At 68.6% G+C, this 16,678-nt stretch carries 17 protein-coding genes and 1 tRNA gene; 9 read left to right on the top strand and 9 right to left on the bottom strand.

Annotated elements, in window-relative coordinates; translation table 11 throughout:
• Positions 1-63: 63 nt before the first annotated feature.
• Genes thrB through lysA form a run of 3 tightly spaced genes read right to left on the bottom strand, consistent with a single transcriptional unit; the run spans position 64 to position 3,773 of the window.
• Positions 64-1,026: a homoserine kinase gene (gene thrB, locus MicroSTF_RS04345; protein WP_029258410.1), complete on the bottom strand. Its 963-nt coding sequence runs from the start codon at positions 1,024-1,026 to the stop codon at positions 64-66.
• A 2-nt stretch (positions 1,027-1,028) separates the two neighbouring features.
• Positions 1,029-2,333: a homoserine dehydrogenase gene (locus MicroSTF_RS04350; RefSeq protein ID WP_029258411.1), complete on the bottom strand. Its 1,305-nt coding sequence runs from the start codon at positions 2,331-2,333 to the stop codon at positions 1,029-1,031.
• Positions 2,334-2,354: 21 nt separating this feature from the next.
• A complete protein-coding gene (lysA, locus tag MicroSTF_RS04355; protein WP_029258412.1) occupies positions 2,355-3,773 on the bottom strand; it encodes a diaminopimelate decarboxylase in 1,419 nt (472 codons plus the stop codon).
• 147 nt (positions 3,774-3,920) lie between these two features.
• On the opposite strand from lysA, the gene MicroSTF_RS04360 reads away from it, so the two are divergent.
• The 4 genes from MicroSTF_RS04360 to MicroSTF_RS04375 are packed head-to-tail and all read left to right on the top strand — an operon-like array spanning position 3,921 to position 7,236.
• The gene (locus MicroSTF_RS04360; protein WP_322953835.1) at positions 3,921-4,967 is read left to right on the top strand and encodes a YihY/virulence factor BrkB family protein; all 1,047 of its coding nucleotides are present in this window, start codon (positions 3,921-3,923) and stop codon (positions 4,965-4,967) included.
• A 55-nt stretch (positions 4,968-5,022) separates the two neighbouring features.
• Positions 5,023-5,925, top strand: coding sequence for an alpha/beta hydrolase (locus MicroSTF_RS04365; RefSeq protein ID WP_322953837.1), 903 nt, complete (start codon positions 5,023-5,025; stop codon positions 5,923-5,925).
• A complete protein-coding gene (locus MicroSTF_RS04370) occupies positions 5,903-6,484 on the top strand; it encodes a helix-turn-helix domain-containing protein (RefSeq protein ID WP_322953839.1) in 582 nt (193 codons plus the stop codon). The genes MicroSTF_RS04365 and MicroSTF_RS04370 overlap by 23 nt, the downstream gene beginning before the upstream one ends.
• Before the next feature lie 2 nt (positions 6,485-6,486).
• Entirely contained in the window at positions 6,487-7,236 is a 750-nt protein-coding gene (locus tag MicroSTF_RS04375) for an alpha/beta fold hydrolase (protein ID WP_322953841.1), read from the top strand.
• 43 nt (positions 7,237-7,279) lie between these two features.
• On the opposite strand, the gene MicroSTF_RS04380 is transcribed toward MicroSTF_RS04375, so the two are convergent.
• Both MicroSTF_RS04380 and argS read right to left on the bottom strand, forming a co-directional pair.
• Positions 7,280-8,125, bottom strand: a complete 846-nt coding sequence (locus MicroSTF_RS04380; protein ID WP_322953843.1) for a DUF2993 domain-containing protein — start codon at positions 8,123-8,125, stop codon at positions 7,280-7,282.
• Positions 8,126-8,165: 40 nt separating this feature from the next.
• On the bottom strand, positions 8,166-9,830 hold the full coding sequence (argS, locus tag MicroSTF_RS04385; RefSeq protein WP_029258419.1) for an arginine--tRNA ligase: 1,665 nt from the start codon (positions 9,828-9,830) through the stop codon (positions 8,166-8,168).
• Between the two features lie 92 nt (positions 9,831-9,922).
• Between argS and MicroSTF_RS04390 the strand changes: the two genes are divergently transcribed.
• Positions 9,923-10,738 (top strand): SGNH/GDSL hydrolase family protein, encoded by an 816-nt coding sequence (locus MicroSTF_RS04390; RefSeq protein WP_322953845.1) that lies wholly within the window; start codon positions 9,923-9,925, stop codon positions 10,736-10,738.
• A gap of 16 nt (positions 10,739-10,754) precedes the next feature.
• Positions 10,755-10,827, top strand: a tRNA-Arg gene (locus MicroSTF_RS04395).
• 163 nt (positions 10,828-10,990) lie between these two features.
• Here MicroSTF_RS04395 and MicroSTF_RS04400 read toward each other — a convergent pair.
• From MicroSTF_RS04400 to MicroSTF_RS04410, 3 genes are all read right to left on the bottom strand, one after another.
• A complete protein-coding gene (locus MicroSTF_RS04400; protein ID WP_322953847.1) occupies positions 10,991-11,833 on the bottom strand; it encodes a helix-turn-helix transcriptional regulator in 843 nt (280 codons plus the stop codon).
• A gap of 128 nt (positions 11,834-11,961) precedes the next feature.
• Entirely contained in the window at positions 11,962-12,699 is a 738-nt protein-coding gene (locus MicroSTF_RS04405; RefSeq protein WP_322953849.1) for an SDR family oxidoreductase, read from the bottom strand.
• 1 nt (position 12,700) lies between these two features.
• The gene (locus MicroSTF_RS04410) at positions 12,701-13,585 is read right to left on the bottom strand and encodes an aldo/keto reductase (RefSeq protein WP_029258423.1); all 885 of its coding nucleotides are present in this window, start codon (positions 13,583-13,585) and stop codon (positions 12,701-12,703) included.
• A gap of 156 nt (positions 13,586-13,741) precedes the next feature.
• Between MicroSTF_RS04410 and MicroSTF_RS04415 the strand changes: the two genes are divergently transcribed.
• On the top strand, positions 13,742-14,212 hold the full coding sequence (locus MicroSTF_RS04415) for a hypothetical protein (protein WP_297554458.1): 471 nt from the start codon (positions 13,742-13,744) through the stop codon (positions 14,210-14,212).
• A gap of 56 nt (positions 14,213-14,268) precedes the next feature.
• Positions 14,269-14,706 carry a cupin domain-containing protein gene (locus tag MicroSTF_RS04420; RefSeq protein ID WP_029258425.1) on the top strand — a complete coding sequence of 146 codons (438 nt, stop codon included), beginning with the start codon at positions 14,269-14,271 and terminating at the stop codon, positions 14,704-14,706.
• 23 nt (positions 14,707-14,729) lie between these two features.
• Here MicroSTF_RS04420 and MicroSTF_RS04425 read toward each other — a convergent pair whose 3' ends face one another.
• A complete protein-coding gene (locus MicroSTF_RS04425) occupies positions 14,730-16,370 on the bottom strand; it encodes an MFS transporter (protein WP_297554462.1) in 1,641 nt (546 codons plus the stop codon).
• Between the two features lie 72 nt (positions 16,371-16,442).
• Here MicroSTF_RS04425 and MicroSTF_RS04430 point away from each other — a divergent pair, with 72 nt between their 5' ends.
• Entirely contained in the window at positions 16,443-16,616 is a 174-nt protein-coding gene (locus MicroSTF_RS04430) for a hypothetical protein (RefSeq protein WP_017831028.1), read from the top strand.
• The last annotated feature ends 62 nt before the right edge of the window (positions 16,617-16,678 follow it).

Here is a 16,678-nt window from a genome sequence, read left to right on the forward strand (position 1 = left end):
AGCTCTGCCACGGGGTTTGCGTGCGGGTCTTGCAAGAGATGCAATGGGGCCAGATTCACGCAGTTACGTGGAGCCCTCCGCTCGAGTCCCCACTGTACCACCACGGACGTCGACTGCGAGCAGGAGCGCCTCCCACGGGGTGTCGGTGACTCGATCGGCCAGCTCGACCGCATCCTGGCGGCTGCCGGGACCGTCGGCAAGCACGAGGACGCTCGGGCCGGCTCCGGAGACGACGGCCGCGAAGCCTGCGGCCCGCAGTGCCTGCACGAGACGCTGCGTCTCGGGCATGGCTCCGGCCCGGTAGTCCTGGTGCAGGCGGTCGGCGGTCGCGTCCAGGAGGAGTTCGGGGCTCTGCATCAGAGCGGCGATCAGCAACGCCGAGCGCGAGACGTTGAACACGGCATCGGCGGTGGACACCTGCGGGGGCTGCAGCGATCGCGCCTGCGACGTCGACATCGTGTACGCGGGGACGAGCACGAGAGGCGACACGCCGCGATGCACGAGCAGCTTCTTGTGTTGTGGTCCGCGCTCGGACATCCACGCGATCGTCAGCCCGCCGAACAGCGCCGGAGCCACGTTGTCGGGGTGGCCCTCCAGCTCGGTCGCGAGGCGCAGGAGGTCGGTGTCGCCGATCTCGACGTCGCCCGCGAGCAGCCCCTTCGCGGCGAGGACTCCCGCGGCGACGGCGGCTCCGGAGGACCCGAGGCCGCGACCGTGCGGCACGCCGTTCTCGGCGACGATCCGCAGCCCGGGTACCGGGCGGCCAGCGTCGGCGAAGACGTACGCGATGGTGCGGACGATCAGGTTCGACTCGTCGCGGGGGATCTCGGTCGCGCCGGATCCCGTCACCTCGATCTCCAACTGCCCCGGAGGCAGGGCCGTCACCTCGAGGGTGTCGTAGATGCTGAGCGCCAGGCCCAGCGTGTCGAAGCCGGGGCCGAGGTTGGCGCTCGTCGCGGGAACCCGCACCTCGACGGTGCGCCCCGGCACCGCGTCGCCTGCGGCCGGCGCGAGGGCTGCCGCCATCGTCACTCGCCTTCCACCCGGAGCACCGAGACCACGCGGGCCACGACCTCGCTGTCGGCGAGAGCGTCGACAGTGGCGCTGAGTGCCTGCTCGGTCGCGCGATGCGTGCCGATGATCAGACGGGCGGTCGGTTCGTCCTCCCCCTCGACGGTCTGCACGACCGTCGCCACCGAGACGTCGCCGTCGCTGAGGATGCTCGCGACGGTGGCCAGCACGCCGGGCGCATCCGCGACCTCGAGCGTGATCTGGTAACGGGTGGTGACGTGGCCGATCGGCACGACGGGAAGGTTGGCGCGAGTGGACTCCCCCACCCCGACCCCGCCGGCGATGTGGCGACGGGCGGCCGAGACGACGTCGCCGAGCACCGCGGACGCGGTCTGCACACCGCCGGCACCTGCACCGTAGAACATCAGCGAGCCGGCGGCCTCGGCCTCGACGAACACCGCGTTGTTCGCGCCGTGCACGGAGGCGAGCGGATGCGAGGTGGGCACCAGGGCCGGGTAGACCCGCACCGAGATGGACTCGGCGCCGTTCGCCTCGATGCGCTCGCAGACGGCGAGCAGCTTGATCACGAAGCCGGCGGCGCGAGCCTCTTCGATCATGGAGGCCGTGATCGAGGTGATGCCCTCGCGGTAGACGGCGTCGAGCGGGACCGCGGTGTGGAACGCGAGACTCGCGAGGATGGCGGCCTTCTGCGCGGCATCGTACCCCTCGACGTCGGCCGTGGGATCGGCCTCTGCGTAGCCCAGGCGCTGCGCATCGGCGAGCACGTCGGCGAAGTCGGCGCCCTCGGTGTCCATCCGGTCGAGGATGTAGTTCGTGGTGCCGTTCACGATGCCCATGATGCGCACCACACGGTCGCCGGCGAGCGAGTCGCGCAGCGGACGGATGATCGGGATCGCTCCCGCGGCCGCGGCCTCGTAGTACACGGAGGCGCCCACGCGGTCGGCCGCCTCGAAGAGTTCGGGCCCGTGCGTCGCCAGCAGCGCCTTGTTGGCTGTCACGACGTCGGCTCCGGATCCGATCGCCTGCAGGATGCTCGTGCGGGCCGGCTCGATTCCGCCGATGAGCTCGATCACGATGTCGGCACCCAGGATCAGCGACTCGGCGTCGGTGGTGAAGAGCTCCTTGGGCAGGTCTACGTCACGGGGAGCGTCGACGTCGCGCACGGCGATGCCGGCGAGCTCCAGTTCGGCGCCGGCACGGTCGGCGAGCTCGTCGCCGTGTCGCAGCAGGAGTGCCGCCACCTGAGAGCCGACCGCGCCGGCACCCAGCAGCGCCACGCGAAGTCGTCGGTAGTCAGTCATGGTTACTCCTTCGGAGGTGGGTCATTGGTCTCCCTCGGGGGCGCTCGCCCCGTCGATGCCCGCGTCGCGGGCCAGCACGTCGTCGATGGTCTCGCCGCGGACGATGACCGTAGAACGTCCATCGCGCACGGCGACGACCGGCGGACGCGGCACATGGTTGTAGTTGCTCGCGAGCGAGACGCAGTACGCGCCGGTCGCCGGAACCGCGAGCAGATCGCCCGGCACGAGGTCTTCGGGCAGGTACTCGTGGTCGACGACGATGTCGCCGGACTCGCAGTGCTTGCCGACCACACGGCTGAGACGGGGCTCGCCCCCGCCCACGCGGGAGGCGAGCCGTGCGGAGTACTGGGCCCCGTACAGAGCGGGACGCGCGTTGTCGCTCATGCCGCCGTCGACGCTGATGTAGCGGCGCACGGCTCCGGAATCGATCGTGACGTCCTTGGTCGTGCCGACCTCGTATATCGTGACGCCCGCCGTGCCGACGATGGCTCGGCCCGGCTCGAACGAGAGCGCGGGGACGGGGATGCCCCGAGCGGCGCAGTCCTCGGCGACGGCGGTGATGATCGCGCCTGCGAGTTCCTCGATGGGCGTCGGGTCGTCGACGCGCGTGTAGGCGATGCCGAAGCCGCCGCCGAGGTTGAGCTGCGGCACGGGGCCGCCCTCGAGCAGCGCCGCATGCAGGTCGAGCACGCGGGACGCCGATTCGCGGAACCCGGCGACGCCGAAGATCTGCGATCCGATGTGGCAGTGCAGACCGGCGAAGACCAGGCCGGGGATCTCACGGATGCGCGCGACGGCCTTCTCCGCATCCGGGAGCGGGAAGCCGAACTTCTGGTCCTCGTGAGCGGTCGCGAGGAAATCATGGGTCTCGGCATGGACCCCGCTGATCACGCGCACCAGCACGCGCTGCGTGGCTCCGGTGCGAGCGGTGATCGCCGCGAGGCGCTCGATCTCGACGGCGCTGTCGACGATGATCGTGCCGACGCCGACCTCGACGGCTCTCTCCAGCTCGGCGACCGACTTGTTGTTGCCGTGGAAGCCGATGGATGCCGGCACGACACCGGCCGCGAGAGCCACCGCCAGCTCTCCCCCGGTGCACACGTCGACGCGAAGTCCCTCGTCGACCACCCACCGCGCGACCGTGGTGCAGAGGAATGCCTTGCCCGCGTAATAGACCTGAGCCGTGGTGCCGTTCTCGGCCGCCGCCTGGTCGAAGGCGAGCCGGAACCGCCGTGCACGCCCCCGCACCTCGTCTTCGTCGAGCACCAGCAGCGGGGTGCCGTAGGTGCGGGCGAGCGTGGTGGCGCTGACGCCCGCGATGTCGAGAACGCCGTCGGGATCGCGTACCGCGGAGGCGGGCCAGACGCCGTCGGCGAGGTCGTTCGCGTCTTCGGGGACGGCGAGCCATTCCGGAGCGAGCGAATCGGCAGGGAGAAGCACTGATCACCAATCGTGGGAAGGATCTCGGGCGGGGCACGCACATCGAGGCTGACCCGATTCTAGGGCACCGCCCGGTCGCCCTTGGTCAGGGTGACGCGCGGCGTCAAGCCCCTGCGGGCGACCGGCGTCGCCTCATAGTGTGGGGGCGTGACGAACAGCGAAACGAGATCAGACTCCCCCGCAGGGCCGGGACTCATCGCGCGCATCACCGGGCCGGTGATCGCCTGGGCTCTCGCGCGCCGACCGGTGCGCGCCGCGTTGCTCTACACCGAGCGTCGCGGACCGATGCTCGCCGACAGCGTCACGTACCGGGCGCTCTTCAGCGTGTTCGCCGGCGTGCTGCTGGGCTTCTCCATCGCGGCGCTGTGGCTCGCCGGGAATCCCGTGGCCTGGCAGGCGATCATCGACTCCGTGCAGGCGGCGGTACCGGGGCTCATCGGCGAGGATGGCGTGATCAAGACCGAGGATCTGCGTGCGCCCGCCTCGCTGTCGATCGCCGGGATCATCTCCCTCGTCGCCCTCGTGGGGTCCGCGCTCGGCGCCATCGGCTCACTGCGCACGGCCGTGCGCGTGCTCGCCGGGACCGTGCAGGACGACATCCTCTGGATCTGGGTGATCCTGCGCAACCTCGCGCTCGCGCTCGGCATCGGTGTCGCGTTCGTCGCCTCGGCCTTCCTCACCTTCGCCGGCCAGCTCGGCGTCACATGGATCGCCGGAATGCTCGGCCTTCCCGAGGACTCACCCGTCGCGGCCTGGACGGTGCGCCTGGTGTCGCTCGTGGTCGTCTTCGCCCTGGACGCGGTGATCATCATCGGTGTGTTCCGCCTGCTGTCCGGAGTCCGCCCGTCGCCTCGATCGCTCTGGTCCGGTGCGCTGCTGGGCGCGCTGGGACTCCTGGCACTGCAGGAGCTGTCTGGCCTCTTCGTGGGTGGCGCCACGAGCAATCCGCTGCTGGCCTCGTTCGCCTCGCTGCTCGCGCTGCTGATCTGGCTGAACTTCTCCGCACAGGTGATGCTTTTCGCCTGCGCCTACATCGTGACGGCCGAAGAGGAGAAGTCCGATCGCGTGCACGCGAAGTTCGCGGCGACCACGTTTCCGCAGCGAAGACTGCAGCGCGCGGAGGTCGACGTGCAGATCGCCACGGCCGAACTGCGAGCGGCGCAGAAGGCCGCGAGTCCTGAAACCACTTCGTGACCGGGTGCCCTCGTTGTGACCAGATCAAGTAGATTGGTCACAACGAGAGGATGCCATGGATCCCCGACGCACGAGCATCGTCCTCCCCCATGCCACGGTCTCCGCTCTGGAGTGGCGACCGGCATGCGAGTCCGGTATGCCCGTCCTGCTCCTGCACGGCGGCGGTGCCGATAACGCCGAACTCTCGTGGAGTGCGGTCGGACATGCTCTCGCCGAGGCGGGGCATCGCGTGATCGCGCCCGACCATCCGGGCTTCGGGCAGAGTCCACGTCCGGACCGGCCGCTCACTCAGGAACGGCTCGTGCGATACGTGGGCGAGCTCGTCGACGGGATCGGTCTCGCCGACTACGCCGTCGCCGGCCTCTCACTCGGCGGCGGCATGGCGGTCGGGCATCTCCTGGATCGACCCGGCCGCGCACGATCAGCGATACTGCTCGGATGCTACGGTCTGATGCCCCGTCTGGCCGACGGCTTCTCCGGTCGGTTCACGCACTTCGGCACATTCCTCCTGCTGCGTTCGGGTCTGCTCGCCCGGATGACCCGCGCGTACGCGCACAACCGTTCGGCGATGGAACGAGGGCTGCGAGAGCTGGTGCGGAACCCGACAGCGCGCACGCCTGAACTCGTGGATGCGGTGCTCGCCGAGGCCGCCACCGGCACCGGCCTGGAGACGTTCGGGGAATGGCAGCGCGATCAGGTGCTCTGGAATCGACTGCGCACCGTGTACGTCGAGCAGCTGCCTTCGATCACGACGCCCACGCTCCTCGTGCACGGCGATCGTGACTCCGGCGTTCCCCTCGCGCGCATCCGGATCGCCGCCGAGCAGCTGCCGGTGGGGTCGCTGGTGACCGTACCCGGTGCCGGACACTGGGTGCAGCGCGACCGCCCCGACCTCGTCATCCCGGCCATGCGGGAACACCTGGAAAGGAGCGGCGGTGCCCAGAACCCGCGTCCCTGACCGTCGCGAGCGCATCCTCGACGCGGCCGAACGACTGGTGCTCGCGCAAGGCTTCGACAGCGTGAGCGTGTCGTCGATCGCCGACGGCGCCGGGATCGGCAAGGGTGCGGTCTATCTGGAATTCAGCGGCAAGCGGGAGATCCTCGATGCACTCCTGCAGCGCGGGACGGCGCGCATGAATGACCGCGTGAGCCGCGAACTGGGCGACCGACCCCGCCTGAGTTCTGCGTATCGCGCCTCCGCACGCGCGCTGAGTGCCGATGCGCTCATGACGGCGGCGTTCCTCGACGACCGTGGCATCCTCGGTGCGCACGTGGCGGAGATCACGGACAGCCGGTATCGCGATCGGCAGCGACGCGTCGTCGAGTGGCTGCACGGCCTGCAACGGCGCGGCGAGATCGTGGCGGACGTGGACGTCGAGGCGCTCGCCCTCGCGCTCTCGAGCGCGTCGATCGGCCTCCTCTCGGCGGCACGACTGCTCGGGCCGTTCGACTCCGCGCAACTCGAACGCGCGATCGACACGATCGGCCGCATGGCCGAGACCTTCGAGAGGACCTGACCATGCACGTGGAGAGCTTCGGAGCACGCGACGGACATCCCCTGCTGCTCCTGCACGGTGGAGGTGTCGCCGGGTGGATGTGGGAGCCGCTGCGCGCGCACCTCGGCGAGGGTCTACGCATCGTCGTCCCCGATCTTCCCGGACATGGTCACAGCACCGACGAGGCATATGTGTCTCACGCGGTCACGACCACGGCCCTCGCCCGCCTGCTGGACGACCTCGGGAGACCCGCCACGGTCGTCGGCTTCTCACTCGGCGCCCAGCTGACCGTGCAGCTCGCAGCTCAACACGCAGAGAGGGTGCGGAACGTCGTCGTGGTCAGCGCACAGGCCGCTCCGATGTGGGCGACCCGTCCCACACTCGCCCTTCTCGGCGCGACCGCCGGCCTCGCGAAGAAGCAGTGGTTCGCCCGGATGCAGGCCCGGGAGCTGTTCATCCCGGACAAGCTCCTGGACGACTACGTGCGTACGTCGGCCGGCATCTCACGGGAGAGTCTGCTGCGCTCCGTCGAGGAGAACCTTCGATTCTCACCACCGCCAGCCTGGCAGTCGTATCCCGGAGCGGCGTCGATCCTCGTCGGGGGGAAGGAGAGGTCGCTCATGAAGCGCTCAGCGGCTCTGCTCCACGCCTCACTCCCCCACAGCGATCTGCGCGTCGTCGACGACTGCGGACACGGCATCCCCCTGCAGCGTCCCTCGTGGCTCGCCCGACACATCGAGGCGACGCTCGACGAGCCCCCTCACCCCGCGTAGCCCGGGACGCCGGGTCAGAGCGCCGCCGGAAGACGACTCGGGGTCAGCTCGGGCAGACGCCCTTGTCCTGGAGCGTGATGTCGGTGACGATCGCCCCGTCGACATCGATATCGATCACGGCCGCACCGTCGACGACCTCGAGACCGGTGAGGGCGAGGCCTGCGGGTAGCTGATCGGCGATGCACACCCGTTGCGGCTGGGTCAGGCCTTCGCCGAGGGATCCGAGAGTGGAAGCGACCCGGTCGAGATCGATGTCGAGTCCGCCGATGCTCGCGGCCACCGGTGTCAGCTCGAGGTCGCCGTCGACCGTGCCGGGCGTGAGCGTGAGCGACAGCGGAACGGCGGCCCCGAGCACGCTGATCGACCCGCTCACCGTGGCGTTCGGGGCGGCGAACTCCACGGAGTCGACGGGCAGATCGGTCCCGGCGAGCAGAGACGTGAACTGCTCCTGATCGATGCGGATGGTCCCGGAGGCGCCGCCCAGATCGCCGCCGTGCAGCGGGACGTCCGTCGCTGTCACATCGACGGCGCCCGTGATGCCCTCCAACGTCACCGAATCCGTCGACAGACGCAGCGTGTCGAGGGTGCCGCCGATCAGCTGCGGCAGCAGGAGCCCCTGCGTCTCGACGTCGAGCTGCTGGTCGGCGGGCAGGTCGAGCTGTTCCACGACGATCGACCGCACGACGCCGGGGAGCACGGCGCGAGCGATGAGTTCCGCAGCGACCACGAGCACTGCGAGCACGACGACCACGATCAGCAGCACCCATGGCCATCGGGGCCGTGTGCGCGGCGCGGCCGCCTCCTGAGCGGAGGCGGAACCGGGGATCACGAGCGTCGGATGCTCCGCGGCGGCGTCGGGGTACGGCAGGGTGTGGTTGTCGTCGCTCATGCCTGCCATCCTGCCGCACCGAGAAGAACGCCGAGCCGCACTACATCCGCTCTGGTGCGGAGACGCCGAGGAGCTCGAGTCCGTTGCGCAGCACCTGACCTGTGGCGTCGTTGAGCCACAGCCGGGTGCGGTGGACGCTCTCGATCGGGTCTTCGCTCAGCGGGATCACGCGGCAGTTGTCGTACCAGCGGTGGTACAGGCCGGCGAGCTCCTCGAGGTACCGGGCGACACGGTGCGGTTCGCGCACCTCGGCGGCGAACGCCACGATGCGCGGGAACTCCTGCAGCGCACCGAGCAGCGCCGCCTCGGTCTCGTGCGTGAGCGTCTCGGGAGCGAACTCCGAGCGGTCCACACCGGACTGGCCGGCGTTGCGTGCGACGTTGTGGGTACGCGCGTGGGCGTACTGCACGTAGAACACCGGATTGTCGTTCGTGCGCTTCTGCAGAAGCTCGGGGTCGAGGTCGAGCGGCGAGTCGGCGGGCGAGCGCTCCAGCGAGTATCGCAGCGCATCGCTACCGAGCCAGTCGAGCAGATCATCCATCTCGATGATGTTTCCCGCACGCTTGCTGAGGCGCGCACCGTTGATCGACACCATCTGGCCGATGAGCACCTGGACGTTCTTCTCCGGGTCCTCTCCTGCCGCTCCGGCGACGGCCTTGAGGCGGTGCACGTAACCGTGGTGGTCGGCGCCGAGAAGGTAGATCTTGTTCTGGAAGCCGCGGTCGCCCTTGTTCAGGTAGTAGGCGGCGTCGGCGGCGAAGTACGTGTACTCGCCGTTCGACCGGCGGATGACACGATCCTTGTCGTCACCGAAGTCGGTCGTGCGCACCCACACGGCGCCCTCGTCGTCGAACACGTGTCCCTGTTCGCGCAGACGGTCGACGGCCTGGTCGATCAGGCTCGTGCCGGACGCATCCTTGGCGTGCAGCGTGCGCTCCGAGAACCAGACGTCGAACGGCACGTTGAAGCGGTCCAGCGAGCTCTTGATCTCGGCGAGCTGGAATTCGTACGCGAGTTCCATCGCGACGGCGGACTGCTCGGCATCCGGCAGCTGCAGCAGGTCGGGTCGCGCCTCGAGAACACGGCCGGCGAGGGTCGTGATGTACGCGCCCGGGTAGCCGCCCTCGGGGGTGGGCTCGCCCTTCGCCGCCGCGAGCACCGAGCTCGCGAAGCGCTCCATCTGCGCACCGGCGTCGTTGATGTAGTACTCACGCACGGCGTTCGCACCGCTCGCGAGGAGCAGACGCACGATCGAGTCGCCGAGAGCAGCCCAGCGCGTATGGGCGATGTGCAGCGGACCGGTCGGGTTCGCGGAGACGAACTCGACGTTCACGCTCACTCCCGCCTGCGACGCGTTCGTGCCATAAGCGCTACCGGCATCGACGATGACCTTCGCCAGCGCACCCGCCGCTGCGGCATCGAGACGGATGTTGATGAACCCGGGGCCCGCGACCTCAGCGCTGGCGATGCCGTCGACGTCGGCGAGGCCGTCGACGATCTGCTGCGCGAGCTCGCGCGGGTTCGTGCCGAACGGCTTGGCCATGCGCATGGCGATGTTCGAGGACCAGTCGCCGTGGTCGCGGTTGCGGGGGCGCTCGAGCACGATGTCGGATGCGGAGAGCTCCAGCGGCTCGCCGGGACGTCGTTCCTCGGCGATCGGTGCGAGGACGGCGAGGACGGCTGCGGCGAGGGTTTCGGGGTTCATAGCCTCCCCAGTTTACGGGGCCGGAAGGTCACGACCGACGGCGCGGGGCTCCCCGAATTTGCGTTCGGCCTCCAGTGATCTACTCTCATGCCATGAAGCCGCCCGCCACCCGTCGCCGAGTGGGCGCCGCCGGTATCGCCGCCGGCCTGCTCATCGCCTTCGCGGCAGTGGTCCTCGGCGTGTGGCGGCCATGGATCCCGGCGCCCTCCACGACTCCGATCAGCGCACCCGCCGATGCGGCATCCGGCCCCTCGGCGGTCATCGCTCCGGCGCCGCTCGTCCTGCCGGAGCATCCGACCGTGCTGGTGTTCGGCGACTCCTGGACCTACGGTTCGGCGGCGACCGTCCCGACCCTCGGCTACGCCTACCTGTTGGCGGACCTGCTCGACGGCGAAACCGTCGTGAACGGAGTCCGCGGGAGCGGATACCTGAAGCCCGGGATCGACGGCCCCTCCTTCGGCGAGCGGATCGCCGCCCTCGACCCGTCCCTCTCGCCGGATCTCGTCATCCTCCAGGGGTCCATCAACGACCGCGCACAGGGTGTCGCCGGGTACCGCGAGGCCGTCAACGCCGCGTGGGACGCGATGGCCGCCACCTACCCGGAGGCGACGATCGTGGTGCTCGGTCCGGCGCCGCACGAGCTCCCCGTGGGCACGGCCACCGCGCGTATCGACGCGGATCTCTCGGAGCTCGCCGCCGCACGCGGCTGGTGGTACATCTCCCCCATCGCCCAGGACTGGATCACCCCGCAGAACTACCTCGACGTGATCGACGTGGACGCGGGACGCCAGCATCCCTCCACGGACGGCCACCGTTATCTGGCCGAGAAGCTCGCTGCGGCGCTGGACGAACTGCGCGCCGCGCCCGTCACCGTGGCCGGTGGGTCGGAGACCACCCCCGACGAGTGATATTGTCGATCGGTACGCCTCCGTAGCTCAGTGGATAGAGCGCCGGTTTCCGGTACCGTAGGTCGCAGGTTCGACTCCTGTCGGGGGCACACACGTTGTACGCGAATGGAACGTCAACCCATACGAAGTCCATCCGAGTATGAGAAAGCCGCCTGGTTTCAGGCGGCTTTTCTCGTACACAGGACCGGCGAGCACTAGTGGGGCTTCGGACCCGCGTCATGGCGAGCACCGGGCCCGCTCGACGTCGGTGGATCACTCCGACTGAGCGCTCTCCATGGCGGACAGACTCCCCAGCAATCGGAGACGCTCTTCGGTGGGGCCGCCCGGCGAGGGGGTCATGGTGAACATGACGAGCCCGGGATCCGCAGGCAGCTCGAAACCCTCGTAGTCGAAGAGGAGCGCCCCGACGTCCGGATGGTGGATCCGTTTGCTTCCGGTGCGGTGGAAGCGAACATCGTGGGCTGCCCAGCGCGTACGGAAGACGTCACTACGCGTGACGAGTTCGCCGATCAGATCGGTGAGGTCCTTGTCGTGCGGGTTGCGTCCCGCTTCGATTCTGAGTGAGGCGACGATGCTGTTGGCCCCGGACTCCCAATCGACGTAGAAGTTCTGCGCAGCGGGGTTGAAGAACGTGTAGCGGGCGTTGTTGCGCTGATTGGCGGCGTCGTCCAGAATCGGCGCGAAGACGGCCCGACCGATGACGTTCACGGCGAGGAAGTCCTTGCGTGCGTTCGAGATGTAGGCGGGAACGCTGATGCTGTCCAGGAGTCGCTGAAGCGCGGGCCGGATGACGGGCGTCGCAGCCCGCGGACGTGCGCGTGCAGAACGGTTCGGGGCGACGTTTCGGGCGAGGTCATGGAGGTGGGCGAGCTCGGCGTCGTCGAGGTGGAGTGCGCGCCCGAGCGACTCGAGCACTTCCGGGGAGACGCCGGACAGGTTGCCGCGCTCCATCCTGGCGTAATAGTCGACGCTCATCCCGGCCAACATGGCCACCTCTTCGCGGCGGAGACCGGTGACACGTCGTCGGCCTCCGCCGATGATGCCGGCCTGCTCCGGGGTGAGTCGTGCTCGCCGCGTGGAGAGGAACTCACTCACCTCGGCTCGTTGTGTCATGCCTGCCACGTCGTGCCTTCCCGTCGTGTGTGGATGGGTGTCGTGTGCGGATACCTACCGACCGGCGGCGCTCACGAGCCGCCGGTCGACGAGCTACCGGCCGAGCCGGCTCAGGTCGTCCCGCACGGTGGCCGGTTCGTCGGTGAGAGGCATGTTCGGCATGTCGAGTGCGCCGTCGATTCCAGTATCTCGGACGAGCGCCTCGAACTCGGGGCCAGGTCCTCCTGCGCTGCCCCTCGCTCCGCGACCAATTCGAGGGTTCGGTGGTCCGCCGCGTCGATCTCCAGACAGTCGAGCAGCACGCGCGCGATCTGGTCGCGGGCGATGACCCCGTCTGCCGGCGAGGCCGTGCTGTACTGGTCCCCTTGGCGGAAGACGATGTGGCGCTCGTCCGGTGCGTTGTAGTCGAACCAGCCGGGGCGGACGACCGTGTACCGGTTGCCGGACGCGCGGACGAGGCGCTCGGCCCTCTGTTTCCAGTCGTGACCTTCGTTCGCCCGATCCGTCGTGCCGACAGCGGTCATCAGGGCGATGCGCACAGGGCGTCCGTCGAGCACAGTGAGCACGTTGGCCACTGCTCCGTAGTCGACCTTCTCTGCGACACCACGGCCACCATGGGAGCCGTGGACGAAGACCACGGAGCCGACCCCGGCGACAGCGTCCGCCAGCGTCTCGGCCGAGGTGAGATCGCCGATGACGATCTCCGCGCCCTCCGGGACCCGCGCGGCGCGAGATGCGTCACGCACCAACGCGCGCACGTGTCGTCCTCTCGTGAGAGCCTCGCGGACGACGTGCACGCCGATGCTTCCGGTCGCCCCCACGACGAGAACCGTGGACTGCTCGGTCATGTCAGTTCTCCGGGATATCGCGACCGAACGCCTCGAGCGTGATGACCTCGGGCTCCGGGCCCCCGCGAACGCCGGTATCGAGAGCGTCGATGCGAGCGATCTCGTCGTCGGTGAGTTCGAAGTCGAACACGTCGAAGTTCTCCGCGATACGAGCAGGCTTCACCGACTTGGGGATGGCCTGGACGCCGTTCTGGATGTGCCAGCGGAGCATCACCTGCGCTGCCGACTTTCCATGTGCGTCGGCGATGGCGACGATGACGGGGTCGTTGAACGTGCTCTGGGAATCGTCCCCTCGGTAGGACGTGATGCCGCCGATGGGCGACCAGGCCTGTGTGAGGATGCCGCGGTCCTTGCCGAACGCCTGCAGCTCGCGCTGCTGGAAGTACGGGTGCACCTCGATCTGGTTCACCGCCGGCACGATCTCGGTCTGCGCGAGCAGCGTCGTGAGGTGGTCGACCATGAAGTTGCTCACGCCGATGGCGCGGACCTTGCCCTCGGCGAGGAGAGTCTCCAGCGCCGTGTAGGCGGCGATGGTCTTGTCGAACTCACCGGGGAGGGCCTGGTGGAGGATGAAGAGGTCGATGACGTCGACCTGGAGCTTGCGGGCGCTCTTCTCGAATGCGTGCAGCGTCTGGTCGTAGCCGTAGTCGCTGATCCAGACCTTCGACTCGATGAACACGTCGTCGCGGGAAAGACCGGACGCCTTGATGGCGTCGCCCACTCCTCGCTCGTTGGCGTATGCGGCGGCGGTATCGATGAGACGGTACCCCGTGGAGAGGGCGGAAGAGACCGCCTCGACCGTTTCGTCCGGTGGCGTCTGGAAGACGCCGAAACCCAATGCGGGCATCTCGACGCCGTTGTTCAGGGTGAGGTGAGTGTTCGTCATGGGATCGACACTATGACCATCCATCAGCACCTGGGAGTGACTGTCGTTACACGGATAAGCGGTCAGTCCCGCCCGCCGCAACGCAGCACCAGGGGCCACCTATCCAGGTAACAGCAGAGCACCCCAGGCGATGAGGTACGGGCGTACCGTCGAAACATGGCCCGCACCGCTTCCCCGCAACGCCCCACGAAAGTCGGGCGCCGGGTCGCCGCTGCTGTCGGCATCGTGGCATCGGCCGTCTCGATCGCCGCGTGCGCCGGCTCAGACGATGCACGGCCCGACGTCTCGGCACCATCAGCACCACCGAGGGTCGAGGGAGACACCGTGACCACGGACACCTATCGTGACGGAGAGTACTCCGCACGCGGCTGGTATGGCTCGCTCCCGTCCCATCACGACGTGACTCTCACCATCGAGAACGGCATCGTCACAGACGTCGACATCACCACGCCGGCAGATGACGAGGTCTCGCTGGGGTATCAACAACGGTTCGCTGATGCCCTCCCGAGAGAGGTGGTGGGCACGCCGCTCGACGACATCGTGGTCGACCGACTCGCGGGATCCAGCGGATGTTCTGAAGGGTTCATGAACGCGCTCGCCGACATCCGCGAGAATGCCCTCCGCTGACCCGACTCCCCGCCTCCTCTGCCCCCCTTCTCCTTCACTGCGATGGGAACGCCACTGTGAACCTCGAACCGACCACACCGACCGCCAAGAACACTGCAGACCAGTTCGTGGGAGACGTCTGGGTGGACCGAATCGCCGCACCGCACGATGGGGACCAACGGATGACCGTGGCCATCGTCAAGTTCGCACCCGGTGCGCGCTCCGCGTGGCACTCGCACGCCCGAGGTCAGTACCTTCGTGTCACCCAGGGCGTCGCCCGCTTCGGGACGCGCGACGGGCAGATCATCGATGTGCACCCCGGAGAGACGCTGTACACGCCGCCTGGACAGGATCACTGGCACGCCGCTGCGGGAGACTCTTTCATGGAGCACATCGCCATGCTCGAGAACGCGGACGACCCGGCGGAGACCACGGAGTGGAAAGAGCACATCACCGACGACGACTACGCGGGGCGCTTCGACCGGCGGACCGGAGATCCTGCTTCGCGACAGTAGGGCGGGAGTGGCGACGCCCTCCGTCAGATTGCTCTTTCGTCGTCTTGCTGGCGGCCTTCTTCCTCCGTCCGCCCGTCCTCGTCCTCCGGTCGGGTGCGCACCGTGGTCGATCCGAGGGACACGGTGGCGAGCAGGCCGAGGGCGAGGAACCCTGCCGCTGTCCAGGCGGCGTAGCGGGTCCCTTCGGAGAAGGCGGCCTTGGCATCATCGGCCACATCAGCGGTCGCGGCATTCGACTCCAGCCCGCTGATCGCCGCCCCTGCGCTGTCGACCACGGCCGACACGATCTGGTCGCGCTGGGCGGCGGGGACACCGCGCTCGTCGAGCGAAGACGCGAGGATCCCGGCGGTGCTGGTGAAGAGAACAGTGCCAAGAACAGCGACGCCGAGGGCGGCGCCGATCTGCCGAGACGTGGACTGCGTGCCCGAGGCCGCCCCGCTGTCCGCGACCGGCACCTCGGCGAGCACGACCCCGGTCAGCTGCGCCGTGGCGAGGCCGACACCGAGTCCGTAGACGAAGAGGAACGGGATGAGCGGTCCCCAGGATGCGTCAGGGCCGATGACGAAGCCGACTCCCGCGACACCGATGATCTCGGCGATGAGGCCGGCACGCACCACCCAGACCGGGGCGACCTTTCCGCTCGAGGCTCCGGCGACACCGCTGGCGAGGAACGATCCGCCCGCCAGCGCGAGCAGGAGCAGCCCTGTCTGCACGGCTTCGAAACCGAGCACGAACTGCAGCCAGAGCGGAAGCGCGAGGATGATGCCGAACTCCCCCAACGACACCACCGCTGCGGCGATGTTCCCGTTGCGGAACGAGGAGATCGAGAACAGCCGCAGCGCCAGCAGCGTCGACTTCCCCACCCGTTCGCGGTGCCGTCCCCACAGGATGAACGCGATGACGGCGAGGACGGCGACGGCGAAGAACAGCGGGATCGGCGACAGCTCCCACGGCCAGGCCCAGTCACCGATCTGCGGCCGCGTGTCGACGAGCCACCAGCCGTAGGTCCGTCCCTCGATCAGGCCGAACACGAGGCTTCCCATCGCCGATATCGACAGCAATGCTCCGATGATGTCGACGCGGGAGACGCGGTCGCTGCGCGATTCCGCGACGGTCAGGAGCACGCCGATCACGATGATGACGCCGAGGGGGATGTTGATGCCGAAAGCCCAGCGCCACGAGTAGGCGGTCGTGAGCCACCCGCCGAGGAGCGGACCGACGGCCGCCATGCCGCCGATCGTGGAACCCCATACGGCGAACGCGATTCCGCGCTCCCTGCCTCGGAAGGTCGCGTTGATGATCGAGAGGGTGGTGGGGAGGATCATCGCACCGCCGACGCCCTGCGCCAGTCGGGCCAGGATGAGCATGCCGCCGTCCGGCGACAGGGCGGCGACCACCGACGAGGCTCCGAAGACGACGACGCCGATGATCATCACCCGGCGTCGACCGAAACGGTCGGCGAGGCTGCCGAAGACGAGCAGCAGCGACGCGAAGACGAGCGTGTACGACTCCTGCACCCACTGGACCTCGGTCGAGGTGATGCCGAGGTCCTCCACGATCGCGGGGATCGCCACGTTGACGATCGTCGAATCGACGATGATCAGCGAGACCGCGATGCTGATGAAGACGAGCCCGAGCCAACGCAAGCGCACGTATCTTTCCATGATCGCTAGCCTAGTTAGCGAAATTCGATCGCGGTAGGCGGTGTCCCAGCGGGACGACGATAGGCTCGATACGTGCCCCTCCTCTCGATCGCCGGTTCGACGCGTGCCCCGCACCGTCTCCGTTCGGCGACCCCGATGAGGGAATGGATGCGGGTCATCCTGCACCCGGGCACGAACGGGTGGACCAGTGTCTGGGGCACCCTCTCGCACGGCGAGATCGCCGGCTGCCCGCCGCCACGGAACTAGACCACGCCTCGAACGGGGCGCTGGTCTTCTGCGCCATTCACCCCTTCTCTCGCGTGAGGTCT

The organism is Microbacterium sp. STF-2 (assembly GCF_034650155.1).
Classification (GTDB): domain Bacteria; phylum Actinomycetota; class Actinomycetes; order Actinomycetales; family Microbacteriaceae; genus Microbacterium; species Microbacterium maritypicum_A.

Bases quoted from the DNA above. Each gene is read 5' to 3' on its own strand.
- MicroSTF_RS04375 (WP_322953841.1), top strand. From the start codon at position 6,487: ATGCACGTGGAGAGCTTCGGAGCACGCGACGGACATCCCCTGCTGCTC.
- thrB (WP_029258410.1), bottom strand. From the start codon at position 1,026: ATGGCGGCAGCCCTCGCGCCGGCCGCAGGCGACGCGGTGCCGGGGCGC.
- MicroSTF_RS04405 (WP_322953849.1), bottom strand. From the start codon at position 12,699: ATGACCGAGCAGTCCACGGTTCTCGTCGTGGGGGCGACCGGAAGCATC.
- MicroSTF_RS04390 (WP_322953845.1), top strand. From the start codon at position 9,923: ATGAAGCCGCCCGCCACCCGTCGCCGAGTGGGCGCCGCCGGTATCGCC.
- MicroSTF_RS04380 (WP_322953843.1), bottom strand. From the start codon at position 8,125: ATGAGCGACGACAACCACACCCTGCCGTACCCCGACGCCGCCGCGGAG.
- MicroSTF_RS04365 (WP_322953837.1), top strand. From the start codon at position 5,023: ATGGATCCCCGACGCACGAGCATCGTCCTCCCCCATGCCACGGTCTCC.
- argS (WP_029258419.1), bottom strand. From the start codon at position 9,830: ATGAACCCCGAAACCCTCGCCGCAGCCGTCCTCGCCGTCCTCGCACCG.
- MicroSTF_RS04415 (WP_297554458.1), top strand. From the start codon at position 13,742: ATGGCCCGCACCGCTTCCCCGCAACGCCCCACGAAAGTCGGGCGCCGG.
- MicroSTF_RS04425 (WP_297554462.1), bottom strand. From the start codon at position 16,370: ATGGAAAGATACGTGCGCTTGCGTTGGCTCGGGCTCGTCTTCATCAGC.
- MicroSTF_RS04350 (WP_029258411.1), bottom strand. From the start codon at position 2,333: ATGACTGACTACCGACGACTTCGCGTGGCGCTGCTGGGTGCCGGCGCG.
- MicroSTF_RS04410 (WP_029258423.1), bottom strand. From the start codon at position 13,585: ATGACGAACACTCACCTCACCCTGAACAACGGCGTCGAGATGCCCGCA.